Source organism: Streptomyces sp. NPDC045967 (assembly GCF_056430495.1).
In genome coordinates, this window is sequence record NZ_JBWKLE010000006.1 from 338,517 (window position 1) to 351,273 (window position 12,757).

The 12,757-nt window shown below is 72.4% G+C and carries 12 protein-coding genes; 7 read left to right on the forward strand and 5 right to left on the reverse strand.

What is annotated here, in order from left to right:
• The first annotated feature begins 2 nt into the window (after positions 1 to 2).
• Both AC07FY_RS16195 and AC07FY_RS16200 read left to right on the forward strand, forming a co-directional pair.
• Positions 3 to 1,052, forward strand: a complete 1,050-nt coding sequence (locus AC07FY_RS16195; protein ID WP_479006248.1) for an aspartate-semialdehyde dehydrogenase — start codon at positions 3 to 5, stop codon at positions 1,050 to 1,052.
• Entirely contained in the window at positions 1,049 to 2,266 is a 1,218-nt protein-coding gene (locus tag AC07FY_RS16200; RefSeq protein WP_479006251.1) for an amino acid kinase family protein, read from the forward strand. The genes AC07FY_RS16195 and AC07FY_RS16200 overlap by 4 nt, the downstream gene beginning before the upstream one ends.
• Before the next feature lie 66 nt (positions 2,267 to 2,332).
• Here AC07FY_RS16200 and AC07FY_RS16205 read toward each other — a convergent pair whose 3' ends face one another.
• The gene (locus AC07FY_RS16205) at positions 2,333 to 2,743 is read right to left on the reverse strand and encodes a Fur family transcriptional regulator (RefSeq protein WP_479006253.1); all 411 of its coding nucleotides are present in this window, start codon (positions 2,741 to 2,743) and stop codon (positions 2,333 to 2,335) included.
• 185 nt (positions 2,744 to 2,928) lie between these two features.
• Between AC07FY_RS16205 and katG the strand changes: the two genes are divergently transcribed.
• From katG to AC07FY_RS16230, 5 genes are all read left to right on the forward strand, one after another.
• Positions 2,929 to 5,142, forward strand: coding sequence for a catalase/peroxidase HPI (gene katG, locus AC07FY_RS16210; RefSeq protein WP_479006256.1), 2,214 nt, complete (start codon positions 2,929 to 2,931; stop codon positions 5,140 to 5,142).
• 324 nt (positions 5,143 to 5,466) lie between these two features.
• Positions 5,467 to 5,979, forward strand: a complete 513-nt coding sequence (locus AC07FY_RS16215; protein WP_479006258.1) for a hypothetical protein — start codon at positions 5,467 to 5,469, stop codon at positions 5,977 to 5,979.
• Between the two features lie 111 nt (positions 5,980 to 6,090).
• Positions 6,091 to 6,936, forward strand: coding sequence for a DUF4097 family beta strand repeat-containing protein (locus AC07FY_RS16220; RefSeq protein ID WP_479006261.1), 846 nt, complete (start codon positions 6,091 to 6,093; stop codon positions 6,934 to 6,936).
• Positions 6,937 to 7,020: 84 nt separating this feature from the next.
• Positions 7,021 to 8,013: an ATP-binding cassette domain-containing protein gene (locus AC07FY_RS16225; protein ID WP_479006372.1), complete on the forward strand. Its 993-nt coding sequence runs from the start codon at positions 7,021 to 7,023 to the stop codon at positions 8,011 to 8,013.
• On the forward strand, positions 8,010 to 8,801 hold the full coding sequence (locus tag AC07FY_RS16230; RefSeq protein ID WP_479006264.1) for an ABC transporter permease: 792 nt from the start codon (positions 8,010 to 8,012) through the stop codon (positions 8,799 to 8,801). The genes AC07FY_RS16225 and AC07FY_RS16230 overlap by 4 nt, the downstream gene beginning before the upstream one ends.
• An 85-nt stretch (positions 8,802 to 8,886) precedes the next feature.
• Here the strand turns inward: AC07FY_RS16230 and AC07FY_RS16235 are convergent, their stop codons facing one another.
• Genes AC07FY_RS16235 through AC07FY_RS16250 form a run of 4 tightly spaced genes read right to left on the reverse strand, consistent with a single transcriptional unit; the run spans position 8,887 to position 12,749 of the window.
• The gene (locus AC07FY_RS16235; RefSeq protein WP_479006266.1) at positions 8,887 to 10,332 is read right to left on the reverse strand and encodes a glyceraldehyde-3-phosphate dehydrogenase; all 1,446 of its coding nucleotides are present in this window, start codon (positions 10,330 to 10,332) and stop codon (positions 8,887 to 8,889) included.
• Positions 10,329 to 11,324 (reverse strand): MsnO8 family LLM class oxidoreductase, encoded by a 996-nt coding sequence (locus AC07FY_RS16240; RefSeq protein ID WP_479006269.1) that lies wholly within the window; start codon positions 11,322 to 11,324, stop codon positions 10,329 to 10,331. Before AC07FY_RS16240 ends, AC07FY_RS16235 begins: the two co-directional genes overlap by 4 nt.
• Positions 11,325 to 11,337: 13 nt before the next feature.
• Positions 11,338 to 11,877: a hypothetical protein gene (locus AC07FY_RS16245; RefSeq protein WP_479006272.1), complete on the reverse strand. Its 540-nt coding sequence runs from the start codon at positions 11,875 to 11,877 to the stop codon at positions 11,338 to 11,340.
• Positions 11,874 to 12,749, reverse strand: a complete 876-nt coding sequence (locus tag AC07FY_RS16250) for an alpha/beta hydrolase (protein ID WP_479006275.1) — start codon at positions 12,747 to 12,749, stop codon at positions 11,874 to 11,876. The genes AC07FY_RS16245 and AC07FY_RS16250 overlap by 4 nt, the downstream gene beginning before the upstream one ends.
• Between the last annotated feature and the right edge of the window lie 8 nt (positions 12,750 to 12,757).

The following is a 12,757-nucleotide window of genomic DNA, read 5'->3' on the forward strand; positions in this document are numbered from 1 at the left end:
GAATGCTGCGCATCGCGATAATCGGCGCCACCGGGGCCGTGGGCAGGGAGTGCCTGTCCCTGCTCGACAGCGGGATCGTGCCGGTGGCGAGGGTGGTGCCGGTCGGCTCGGCGCGCAGCGTCGGGCGGGATCTGGGCGCCGAGTGGGGGCTGTCGCTGCCGCTGGCCCCGCTGGTGACCGTCGAGGAGCTCGACCCGCGGGAGCTGGACGTCGCCGTGTTCTGCGCGGGGGTGGACGTCAGCAACCGGGCGGCGGAGCGGCTGGCCGCGGCCGGCGTGCTGATCGTCGACAACAGTTCCGCGTTCCGCATGCGGCCCGACGTCCCGCTCGTCGTCCCGCAGGTCAACCCCGAGGCGCTGGCGGTCCGGCCTCCCTCCAACCTGGTGGCGAACCCGAACTGCTCGACCATCCAGATGGTGCGTGCGCTCCTGCCGCTGCACGAGCTCGGCACGCTGGACAGCGTGGTGGTCGCCACCTACCAGGCGGCGTCCGGCGGCGGGGTGCGGGGCCTGGAGGAGCTGGCCGAGGGATCACGCAGGATCCTGGACGACCCCGGGGCGCAGGGCGCGGCGGGCGGGCGGTTCGGACAGCCGCTGCCTTTCAGCCTCGTTCCCGAGATCGGCCTCCAGGACGATGAGGGGGTCACGCACGAGGAACGCAAACTCGAACGCGAGCCGCGCAAGATACTGGGCCTGCCCGGTCTGCGGGTGAGCGCGACGGCCGTGCGGGTGCCGGTCTTCCACTGCCACTCCGAGGCGGTGCACGTCCGGCTGCGCGAGCCGGTCTCCACCGCGGCGGTGGAGAAGGCGCTCGCGGCCACCGAGGGGCTGCGGGTGTACACCCGCTCGCACAGCCCCTCCTACCCGATGCCCCGGTCCGTCTTCGCCCGGCCCGAGGACCGCGCGCTGGTGCACGTCGGCCGCATCCGGGTGGATCCGGAGGATCCCCGGGCCGTGGCGATGTGGGTGGTCGCGGACAACCTGTGGGTCGGGGCGGCGCTCAACGCCCTGCAGATCGTCGCCCTCGCGACGGCGAACGGGTGGCTGGGGTGAGCGGCGCTCCCGCGGCCCGGGCCGACGCCGGGGCCGGGGCCGGTGGAACGGACCGGGGTCCGCTGGTGCTGAAGTTCGGCGGATCCGCCTTCGCCGACCTGGACGGCTTCGCCCGGGTCGCCCGGTACACGGCCCTGCGGGTCGCGGAGGACGGGCGCCCGGTGGTCGTCGTGGTGAGCGCGATGTCCGGGACGACCGGCCGGCTCCAGCAGACCCTCGACGTCCTGGCCGACGATCCGCCCGCACCGGTCGCCGCGATGCTCCTGACCAGTGGCGAGACGGTCAGCGTCGCGCTGCTCGCGGCCGCCCTCGACACCGTGGGTGTGCCCGCGCTGCCGCTGACCGCGGCCGGCACCGGCCTGCTGGCCGAGGGTCCCGCCGACCGGGCGAGGCTGCTGCGGGCCGATCCCGCGGTACTGCGGGCGGGCCTGGAGGACGGCCGGGTCCTGGTCGTCCCGGGCGGGCAGGCGGTCGACGCGTCCGGCCGGACGGTCATGCTCGGCCGCAACAGCTCCGACCTCTCGGCCGTGGCGATGGCCGCCGCGCTGGGCGCCGGCACCTGCGTGCTCTTCTCGGACGTGCCCGGCGTGTGCACCGCGGACCCCTACTTGGTGCCGGCCGCGCGGACCCTGCCCCGGATCAGCTACGAGGGCGTGCGGCGGATGTCGCGCCACGGTGCCAAGGTCGTCCACGACAGCGCCGTGGACTGGGCGGAGCGCGGGGGCGTACGGCTGCACTGCCGGCCCTTCCCGTGGGCCGAGAGCGGCGCCGGGGAGGGCACCGTGGTCGGCGAGGGTCCCGGGGCGGCCGCGGTCGTCGTGCACAAGAACAGCGAGGTGTGGCGCTTCCGCTGCGCGCCGGAGCGGGAGGCGGCGGCGCGGGGCATGCACGCCGAGGGGCTGCGGACCACCGGGTTCGACTCGGCGAGCGGCACCTACCTGGTGGTGCCGGCCGGGGTCCGGGGAACGGCGGCCCACCTCGCCGCCGGGCGCCGGCACGACGACCTGTGCCTGATCACCACGGTGTGCGCCGACGGCGGGGCCGAGCACGTGCTGGTGGCCCGGTCGGACGCCGACGCCGAGGCGCGCCGGTGCCACGCCCTGCTCTACCCGGACCCGGTGACCGCCCCGGGCACGGCCGCCCGGGGCACGGCCGCAGCGGCGCCGGTCAAGGCCCGGTCCCCGCACAGCGATGTCCTCTTCGGCTCCCGGTAGGCCGCGACTCCGGGCCCGGCGCCGTGCCGCACTCCCGGCCCGGCGCCGGGCCGGCGGGCAGCGGCGTTACGCGCAGGCCGGGCACAGGCCCCGGTAGGTGACCTCGACGCCGGAGACGGTGAAGCCGAACCGCTCCTCCGCCGGGAGGACGGCCAGCGGGCTGCCCGTCGGGTGGACGTCCCGGATCAGGCCGCAGCCGGAGCAGACCAGGTGCTGGTGCGGCCGGTGCGCGTTCGGGTCGTACCGCTTGGCGCGGCCGTCGGTCGAGACCTCGACGACCTCGCCGAGGGTGACCAGCTCGCCCAGGGCGTTGTAGACGGTCGCCCGGGAGATCTCGGGCAGCCGCTCGGCCGCGCGGGCGTGCACCTCGTCCGCCGTGAGGTGCACGTGCTCCCCGTCGAGGACCTCCGCGACCACGCGCCGCTGTGACGTCATCCGCCAGCCGCGCCCGCGCAGCCGTTCCAGCAGATCACTCATTTCGGCTCTCCGATGAGATATTGGCTTGGTGGCCGTCTTGACTTGGATTCTGTCCATTGTAGGATCGGTTCTGTTGATAGCCAAGAGGATGAATGACCCCGGAGCGGCAGGAGTCATTCGAGACCGTCCAGGACGTGACCACCTCGGCTTCGAGACCGCGATCCGCCTGGTCCGGAAGGATTCCCATGTCTGAGAACCACGATGCAATCGTCGTAGACGCCAAGACGGAGGGCGGAGGCGGCTGCCCCGTCGCCCACGAGCGCGCCCCCCACCCGACCCAGGGCGGCGGCAACCGCCAGTGGTGGCCCGAGCGGCTCAATCTGAAGATCCTCGCGAAGAACCCCGCCGTGGCCAATCCCCTGGGTGAGGAGTTCGACTACGCCGCCGCCTTCCAGGCCCTCGACCTCGCGGCCGTCAAGCGGGACATCGCCGAGGTGCTCACCACCTCGCAGGACTGGTGGCCGGCCGACTTCGGCAACTACGGCCCGCTCATGGTCCGCATGGCCTGGCACAGCGCCGGCACGTACCGCATCAGCGACGGCCGCGGCGGCGCCGGCGCCGGCCAGCAGCGCTTCGCCCCCCTGAACTCCTGGCCGGACAACGTCAACCTCGACAAGGCCCGCCGCCTGCTGTGGCCGGTGAAGCAGAAGTACGGCCAGTCCATTTCCTGGGCCGACCTCATGATCCTCACCGGCAACGTCGCCCTGGAGACGATGGGCTTCAAGACCTTCGGCTTCGCCGGCGGCCGCGCCGATGTGTGGGAGGCCGACGAGGACGTGTACTGGGGTCCCGAGACCACCTGGCTCGACGACCAGCGCTACACCGGCGACCGTGAGCTGGAGAGCCCGCTCGGCGCGGTCCAGATGGGCCTGATCTACGTCAACCCCGAGGGGCCCAACGGCAACCCGGACCCCGTCGCCGCGGCCCGCGACATCCGTGAGACGTTCCGCCGGATGGCGATGAACGACGAGGAGACCGTCGCCCTCATCGCCGGCGGCCACACCTTCGGCAAGACGCACGGCGCCGGTCCGGCGGACCACGTCGGCGACGACGCCGAGGCCGCCCCGCTCGAGGCGCAGGGCTTCGGCTGGGCGAACTCGTTCGGCACCGGCAAGGGCGCCGACACGATCACCAGTGGCCTCGAGGTCACCTGGACGACCACCCCCGCCCAGTGGGGCCACGACTTCTTCAAGCACCTCTTCGAGTACGAGTACGAGCTCACCCAGAGCCCGGCCGGCGCGAACCAGTGGGTGGCGAAGAACGCCGAGGCGATCATCCCGGACGCGCACGACGCGTCGAAGAAGCACCTGCCGACCATGCTCACCACCGACCTGGCGCTGCGCTTCGACCCGGTCTACGAGCAGATCTCGCGTCGCTTCTACGAGAACCCCGACCAGTTCGCGGACGCCTTCGCCCGCGCCTGGTACAAGCTCACCCACCGCGACATGGGCCCGGTCGTGCGCTACCTCGGCCCTGAGGTCCCCTCCGAGACGCTCCTGTGGCAGGACCCGCTGCCGGCGCGCGAGGGCGAACTCGTCGACGCCGCGGACATAGCCTCCCTCAAGGAGCGGATCCTGGCCTCTGACCTCACCGTCGCGCAGCTGGTCTCCGCGGCCTGGGCCTCGGCCGCCTCCTTCCGCGGCAGCGACAAGCGCGGCGGTGCCAACGGTGCCCGCATCCGCCTGGAGCCGCAGCGCACCTGGGAGGTCAACAACCCGGACGACCTCGCGCAGGTGCTCCGTACGCTCGAGGGCATCCAGGAGTCGTTCAACACCGGCGCCAAGAAGGTCTCGCTGGCCGACCTGATCGTGCTCGCGGGCTCCGCGGCGGTCGAGAAGGCGGCCAAGGACGGTGGCGTCGAGGTCGAGGTGCCGTTCACGCCGGGCCGTGTCGACGCCTCGCAGGAGCAGACGGACGTCGAGTCCTTCGCCGCGCTCGAGCCGGCCGCGGACGGCTTCCGCAACTACGCCGGCAAGGGCAACCGCCTGCCGGCCGAGTTCCTGCTGGTCGACCGGGCGAACCTGCTGACGGTCAGCGCGCCCGAGATGACCGTGCTCGTCGGCGGCCTGCGCGTGCTGGGCGCCAACCACGGCGGGTCGAAGCACGGCGTGTTCACCGACAGGCCGGGCACGCTGTCCAACGACTTCTTCGTCAACCTGCTCGACATGGGCACGACCTGGAAGTCGACGTCCTCGGCGCAGGACGAGTTCGAGGGCCGTGACGCCTCCGGTGCGGTCAAGTGGACCGGCACCCGCGCCGACCTCGTCTTCGGCTCGAACTCCGAGCTGCGGGCGCTCGCGGAGGTCTACGCGAGCAACGACGCGAAGGAGAAGTTCGTCAAGGACTTCGTCGCCGCGTGGGACAAGGTGATGAACCTCGACCGGTTCGACCTGGTCTGATCCCGTCGTCCGGGCCGGCTCCCCTCTGGGGGAGCCGGCCCGTTCGCCTTTCCGCACCCGGAACTCCTGGTGGGCCGCCTCCGCGCGGCCCACCGCCATGTGGGGGGCAGGCCACTGTGGCATCACCTGACACCACCTGGCACTACCTGGCGCCATTTGGCACCAACTGGCGCCACCAGGGAGGCACGCGAGCCAGGTGCCGCCACCCCGCCTCCTCGAACGATGGAACATTGCCGCAGGCCAGAGGGGCCTGTTCGGTAGAGGAGCAAGAAGCAGGGCGCTACCCGCTTGCACATGGCACCACAATGGTGCCATGATGGCGTCATGGACCTCACGCCGTATATCGACACCCTCCGCCGCGAACTCGCGGTGGCCGCCGAAGCCGGCGGTGACGAAGCCCGCGAGCTGGCGGAGCGGCTCACCGCCCCTCTGGAGTCGGCGACCCGGCTGACCCTGCTCAACGTGCTCTCCGCCGCGATGGACGAGATCACCCGCGATCTCGCCCCCGGTTCGGTCGACGTCCGGCTGCGGGGGCTCGACCCCGACTTCGTGGTGACCCCGCCGCCCGCCGGCGGCGCCGCCGCGGAGCCGGGCGCGCCCGCCGAACCCCTGGCGGCCCCGGCCCCCGCCGACGGCGACGAGGGTGGCACCGCCCGTGTCAACCTGCGGCTGCCCGCCCACCTCAAGGCGCGCGCCGAGGAGGCCGCCGGCCGTGAGGGCCTGTCGGTCAACGCCTGGCTCGTGCGGGCGGTGTCCGCGGCGGTCGAGGGCGGCTCCCGGCCGCGTACGACGGAGAAGTCCACGGTCGGCCAGAGCTTCACCGGCTGGGTGCGCTAGTGCCGTAACCGCCACTCCCCCGGTCCGCACCGACCGCCGACTCCCGCACCACTCCACCCCTCACGTCCCACCAGCGGGGACGCCCCGAAGACCCAAGAGGACGGGACAGCCATGCCTTCTTTCGACACTCCCGAACCGATCTCGGTGACCGCGCACGTGGAAGCCGGTTCGCTCCAGTTCACCGCGGGCGACCGCCTCGACACCGTTGTGGAGGTACGGCCCCGCGAACCGAAGAAGGACCTGGACGCACGGGCGGCCGAGCAGACCGAGGTCACGTTCGCGAACGGCGTGCTGACGATCAGGACCCCCAAGACGCGCTACCTCATCGGCCGCACCGGCACCGTGGACGTGACGGTCGAACTGCCCACGGGTTCGCGTGTCGACATGACCGGCGCATGGGCCCAGGTGCTCGGCGAGGGCCGACTGGGCGAGGTCCGTGTGAAGACCTCCTCCGGCGACGTCCGCTTCGACACCACCGGCCCGCTGAACCTGACCGCGTCCCACGGCTCGATCACGGTGGACCGGGTCGAGGGCGCGGCCGAGATCACCACCAGCACCGGCAGCCTGAGCGTCGGCCTGGTGGACGGCCCCGCCGTGTTGAAGAACTCGCACGGCACCACCACCATCGGCGTCGCGACCGGTGAGCTGCGGGTGAGCAACGCCAACGGTGACATCCAGATCCGGCGCGCCGAGGACTCGGTCACCGCCACCACCGCCCACGGCACCCTGCGCGTCGGGGAAGTGGCGCGCGGCACCGTCCAGTTGGAGACGAGCTACGGCGCCATCGACATCGGCGTCCGCGCGGGTACGGCCGCCTGGCTCGACGTCAGCGCGGCCTCCGGACAGGTGCGCAACGCCCTCGCCGCCTCCGAGAGCCCGGAGAAGTCCGAGGACACCGTGACGATCCGCGCCCGTACCAAGCACGGCAACATCGACGTCCGCCGCACCAAGGTCTGAGTTCCCCGGCCGAGCCGGCCCCGGCTCGTCCGCTCCCCCACCACCTCACCCTTCGAATGGGAGGGCTCCATGCCTTCTTCTGTCATGCCCACATCAAGGCGCGCCCCCGGTGAACCGTCCCCCGCGGCCGTCTCCGCCGTCGGTCTGCGCAAGTCGTACGGCGACAAGACCGTCCTCGACGGCATCGACCTGCACATCCCGGCCGGGACGGTGTTCGCGCTGCTCGGGCCGAACGGCGCCGGGAAGACCACGGCGGTGAAGATCCTGTCCACTCTGATCGGCGCCGACGGCGGGAAGGCCGTGGTCGCGGGCCACGACGCGGCCGCCTCCCCGGACGGGGTGCGCGCGGCGATCGGCGTCACCGGCCAGTTCTCCGCCGTCGACGGCCTGATCACCGGCGAGGAGAACATGCTCCTGATGGCGGACCTGCACCACCTGTCCAAGCGCGAAGGGCGGCGGGTCGCCGCCGAGCTGCTGGAGCGGTTCGACCTCGTCGAGGCCGCCGGGAAACCCGCCCAGAGCTACTCCGGCGGCATGAAGCGCCGCCTCGACATCGCGATGACCCTGGTCGGGAACCCGCGGATCATCTTCCTCGACGAGCCGACCACCGGCCTCGACCCGCGCAGCCGCCACACCATGTGGCAGATCATCCGCGGGCTCGTGTCCGACGGCGTCACCGTCCTCCTCACCACCCAGTACCTGGAGGAGGCCGACCAGCTCGCCGACCGGATCGCGGTGCTGCACGACGGCAGGATCGCCGCCGAGGGCACCGCCGAGGAACTGAAGCGGCTCGTCCCCGGAGGCCACGTCCGCCTGCGCTTCTCCGACCCTGCGCCCTACCGGTCCGCCGCCTGCGCACTGCACGGCGCCACCCGGGACGACGTGGCGCTGGCGTTGCAGATCCCCAGCGACGGCAGCCAGTGCGACCTGCGCTCGGTCCTCGACCGGCTCGACTCGGCGGGAGTCGAGGCGGACGAGCTGACCGTGCACACCCCCGACCTCGACGACGTGTTCTTCGCCCTGACCGGCTCCCCGACGGCGAACCGGACCGACCAGCCCAAGGAAGATGCCCGATGAGCTCCCTCTCCCTCGCCGTGCGCGACTCCTCCACGATGCTGCGGCGGAACCTGCTGCACGCCCGGCGCTATCCGTCCCTGACGCTGAACCTGCTGCTCACGCCGGTCATGCTGCTGCTGCTCTTCGTCTACGTCTTCGGCGACGTGATGAGCGCGGGCATCGCGGGCGGCGACGCGGACCGGTCGGTGTACATCGCCTACCTGGTCCCCGGCATCCTGATGCTGACGATCGGCGGCACCACGATCGGCAGCGCGGTGTCCGTCTCCAACGACATGACCGAGGGCATCATCGCCCGCTTCCGCACGATGGCGATCCACCGCGGATCCGTGCTCGTCGGGCACGTCGTCGGCAGCGTGATCCAGTGCGTGATGAGCGTGCTCCTGGTGGGGGCGGTCGCGGTGGCCATCGGGTTCCGCTCCGTGGACGCCACCGCCTTGGAGTGGCTCCTGGCGGTGGGGCTGCTGGCGCTGGTGTCCCTGGCCCTCACCTGGATCGCGGTCGGCATGGGCCTGTCCAGCCCGAACGCCGAGGCGGCGAGCAACAACGCCGTGCCGCTGATGGTGCTGCCGCTGATCTCCAGCGCCTTCGTGCCGGTCGACGCGATGCCGGGCTGGTTCCAGCCGGTCGCGGAGTACCAGCCCTTCACCCCGGCCATCGAGACCCTGCGGGGACTGCTGCTCGGCACCGAGATCGGCCACAACGGGTGGCTGGCCGTCGCCTGGTGCCTGGGGCTGGCCGCGCTCGGCTACTTCTGGTCCACCTCGCTGTTCGACCGCGACCCGAAGTAGCGGGAGGGTCGCCACCGCCGCCGACGACAGCACCCCCGCCCGGAGGTCCCGGGCGGGGGTGCGGTGCGTGCAGCGAGCGGCGGGATCAGGCCGCGGGGACCGGGAAGGTCGGGTACTCAACCCCGGAGACGTGCTGGACGACCCGGATGACCTGGCAGGAGTAGCCGAACTCGTTGTCGTACCAGAGGTAGAGGATGGCGTTGTCGCCGTCGACCTTGGTGGCGCCGGCGTCGACGATCGAGGCGTGTCGCGAGCCGACGAAGTCCATCGACACGGCGTCGGGCGCGGTGGTGAAGTCGATCTGGCGCTTGAGCGGCGAGTGCAGCGAGACGTCGCGGAGGTAGTCCAGGACCTCTTCGCGGGTGGTCTCACGGCCCAGGCGCAGGCTCAGGATGGCGATCGAGACGTCCGGGACGGGGACGCGGATCGAGCTGCCGGTGATCGGCGCCTTGAGGTCGGGCAGCGCCTTGGCGACGGCCGAGGCGGCACCCGTCTCGGTGATGACCATGTTGAGCGGCGCGGAACGGCCGCGGCGGTCGGCCTTGTGGTAGTTGTCCAGCAGGTTCTGGTCGTTGGTGAACGAGTGGACGGTCTCCACGTGGCCGCGCAGCACGCCGTACTCGTCGTCCATGGCCTTCAGCGGCGGGACGATCGCGTTCGTGGTGCAGGAGGCGCAGGACAGGATCTGCTCGTCCGGCTTGATCGTGTCGTGGTTGACGCCGTGCACGATGTTCGGGACGTCACCCTTGCCGGGGGCCGTCAGAACGACCTTGTCGATGCCGGGGCGCAGGTGCTTGGAGAGGCCCTCGCGGTCGCGCCACTTGCCCGTGTTGTCGATGAGGATGGCGTCCTGGATGCCGTACGCCGTGTAGTCGACCTCGGACGGGTCGTTGGCGTAGATCACCCGGATCGCGTTGCCGTTGGCGATGATCGTGCTGGTCGCCTCGTCCACGGTGATCGTGCCCTGGAACTGGCCGTGGATGGAGTCGCGGCGCAGCAGCGAGGCGCGCTTCACGATGTCCTGGTCGCCGCCCTGGCGGACGACGATGGCGCGCAGCCGCAGGCCGTTGCCGGAGCCGGCCTTCTCGATCAGCAGGCGGGCGACGAGGCGGCCGATGCGGCCGAAGCCGTAGAGGACGACGTCGCGGCCCGCGCCGCGCTCGATCTTGTTCTCACCCGTGGCTCCGACGACCGCCTCGGCGGTGAACTCGGCGACCGACAGCCCGCGGTCGTCGGTCTTGTACGTCGCGGCCAGCATGCCGATGTCGATCTGCGAGGGACCGAGGTCGAGGGCTGCGAGAGCCTGGAGGAACGGCATCGTCTCGGTGACGGACAGCTCCTCGCCGGCGATCTGCCGGGCGAAGCGGTGCGTCTTGAGGATGCTCACCACCGATTTGTTCACCAGGGAGCGGCTGTGCAGCAGGACGGTGACGTCCCGCTCCCGGTGCAGCTTCCCGATGATCGGGATCATCGACTCCGCGATCTCCTCGCGGTTCTTCCAGTTGGTGAACGAGTCGTCATTGACAGTCACAGGTTTATCTTTCGAGCTAGGCGGCGCTCATATGCTAACCCGTCCCCCGTCTGGCCCATCAAGCGGGGGAGGTCGAACGCCTCGGCCAGCAGTTCGTACGAGCGCTGCCGGTCGGCCGGATCGGCCGTCAGGGTGTTGACGATCAGCTCCTCCACCCCGTGGGCCGCGGCCAGGGCCGTCAGCTCCTTGTGCACCTGCTCGGGCGCACCGGAGACCAGGGCGGTGCGGTGCACCTTGGCCCGCTCCAGTTCCGCGCCCGTCCAGCGGTGGCGCCGGGTGGTCACCAGCGAGGGCAGGGGGCAGTCGTGGCCGAGGTCCTTGCGGGCCCGCCACAGCAGCAGGCTCTGGGCCAGTTCCTCGGCGCGGCCGGCGTCGTCCGCGGTCACCACCCGCACCGCGAGCGCGCCGCCCCCGCGCCGGCCGGTGGCCGCCGCGAACGCGTCCCGGTAGTCGGCGAACGCGGCCGGGCCGCCGGCCGGGGAGAAGAAGTGCCCGAACGCGAACGCGGTGCCCAGGCGTCCGGCCAGCCGGGCCGATTCGCGTCCCGCGCCCAGCAGCCACATCTGCGGGGGGACCGGCGGCTGCGGGACGACGCCGCCTTCCGTGAGCAGCCCGCGCAGGTCCGCCAGCCGCTGGGGGAAGTCGTGCGCGGGCCCGCCGGCCCGGCCGATCCCGAGGTCGACGCGTCCCGGGTGGAGGGAGGCGAGGACGCCGAAGACCTCGGCCACCTTCGCCGGCTGGTAGCGGGGCAGCAGCACGCCGCCCGTACCCACGCGCATCCGCGAGGTGTGGGCGAGAACGGCCCCGGCGAGGATCTCCGGCGCACTGCCCCCGAAGCCCGGGGAACCGTGGTGCTCGGCGACCCAGTAGCGGGTGTAGCCGAGGTCTTCCGCGGTGCGGGCGAGGTCGACGGAGGCACGCACCGCCTGGTCCGGCGTGTGGTCCTCGCCGACCGGGGTCTGGTCCAGGACGGACAGTCGGAGGTTGGTCATGGTGCCGTGCCTTTCAGTGCTGGTGGGCCGGGACGCCGGAGGCACCGGCCATGGTCGCGGGGACGATCCTGAAGTCCCGTTGGAAGACCAGGTTGTGCAGGTCGGCGGCGGCGATGGCACGCAGCGTCGGCAGCTCGGCGGCGGCCTGGTCGTCGTCGAAGACGTTCAGCGGCCATTCGGAGACGGTGGCCCCGCGCAGGTGGGGGTGGTGGAAGGAGGCCCCGTAGTGCGCGTACAGCGTGACCGGCGGGATGTCGGCGGCCGACTGCTCGTCCCACCACAGGGTCCAGGCGTGGAACAGGCTCCCGTCCTCGGCTCGCTGCACCCCGGTGGCGTCCACCACGCCCTTGCCCAGGAGGAGTTCGTCGTTCAGTTCGCTCAGGGCCTGGCGGGCGTACGGGTCCAGGAGCCGTGCGGCGGCCCGGAAGTGCTCCTCCTTGGCCGGCCGGGTGCGGGCGCCGCCGTGGACGCCGTCGCGCAGATCGGCGAAGTGCCGCAGCAGGCCGTCCAGGTGGGGGACCTGGGCCGTGGAACGGGCGGGGGTGGTGGTCATGCCGACTCCGTGGGTTCGTCTGGGCGTTCGGTGGTGAGCAGGCGCACGGCCGGGCCGAGCCAGCCGCGCAGGGTGACGGGGTGGTGCGCCCCGGGCCCGGCCGGGCGCGGGGTCGGTTGCAGGAATGCTCCGTGGCCGGTCTGGCCGAACTCGCGCAGGGTGACCCGCACCCCCGCCGCACGCAGCAGGCGGGCGTAGCGGTGGACGTCGTCCGCGACGGGATCGAGGTCACCGGTGGCGAGGACGGCCTGGGCGACACCGCGCAGGCTGGAGGCCTCGAAGGGGGTGCTGTGGAGGCGGGTACCGTCGGCCGCACGGGGCCGGCCGGTCGCCTGGTAGGACCGCCAGGCCGAGACCAGGTAGGAGGCGGTGGGGAACATGTCGGGGAAGCGGTGGTAGGAGGCCGAGGCGCAGCCGGGGTCCAGCGGCGGGTAGGCGAGCACCTGGGCCGCCAGGGGAAGCCCGCGGTCGCGGCTGGCGAGTGCGGCGCAGGCGGCCAGGGTGGCTCCCGCGCTGTCGCCACCGACGGCGACGGGAACGTCCCCGCCGCTCCGCTCCCGGGCCCAGTCGAGCGCGGCCATGACGTCCTCGACCATGGCGGGGTGGCGCACCTCGGGGGCCAGCCGGTAGTCGACGCTCACGACGGCGAAGCCGGAGGTCCGGGCCAGGTCGGCGGTCGCGCCGTGCCAGTCCTGGGCGGAGCCGGCGCGCCAGCTCCCGCCGTGCGCCCACACCAGCCAGCCGTACGGTGCCGCCGCCCCGGGCCGGTACACCCTGGCGGGGACCGGGCCGGACGGGGACGGGATCGGGACCTGCTCCCAGTGGACCGCGGCACGGTTCGTTCCGGCGGCCGAGTGGGTGGGTGTTGCCATCGGGGTTC

Coding starts and splice junctions, on each gene's coding strand:
- AC07FY_RS16220 (WP_479006261.1), top strand. CDS start 6,091: ATGCCTTCTTTCGACACTCCCGAACCGATCTCGGTGACCGCGCACGTG.
- AC07FY_RS16195 (WP_479006248.1), top strand. CDS start 3: ATGCTGCGCATCGCGATAATCGGCGCCACCGGGGCCGTGGGCAGGGAG.
- AC07FY_RS16215 (WP_479006258.1), top strand. CDS start 5,467: ATGGACCTCACGCCGTATATCGACACCCTCCGCCGCGAACTCGCGGTG.
- AC07FY_RS16225 (WP_479006372.1), top strand. CDS start 7,021: ATGCCCACATCAAGGCGCGCCCCCGGTGAACCGTCCCCCGCGGCCGTC.
- AC07FY_RS16205 (WP_479006253.1), bottom strand. CDS start 2,743: ATGAGTGATCTGCTGGAACGGCTGCGCGGGCGCGGCTGGCGGATGACG.
- AC07FY_RS16230 (WP_479006264.1), top strand. CDS start 8,010: ATGAGCTCCCTCTCCCTCGCCGTGCGCGACTCCTCCACGATGCTGCGG.
- AC07FY_RS16250 (WP_479006275.1), bottom strand. CDS start 12,749: ATGGCAACACCCACCCACTCGGCCGCCGGAACGAACCGTGCCGCGGTC.
- AC07FY_RS16240 (WP_479006269.1), bottom strand. CDS start 11,324: ATGACCAACCTCCGACTGTCCGTCCTGGACCAGACCCCGGTCGGCGAG.
- AC07FY_RS16245 (WP_479006272.1), bottom strand. CDS start 11,877: ATGACCACCACCCCCGCCCGTTCCACGGCCCAGGTCCCCCACCTGGAC.
- katG (WP_479006256.1), top strand. CDS start 2,929: ATGTCTGAGAACCACGATGCAATCGTCGTAGACGCCAAGACGGAGGGC.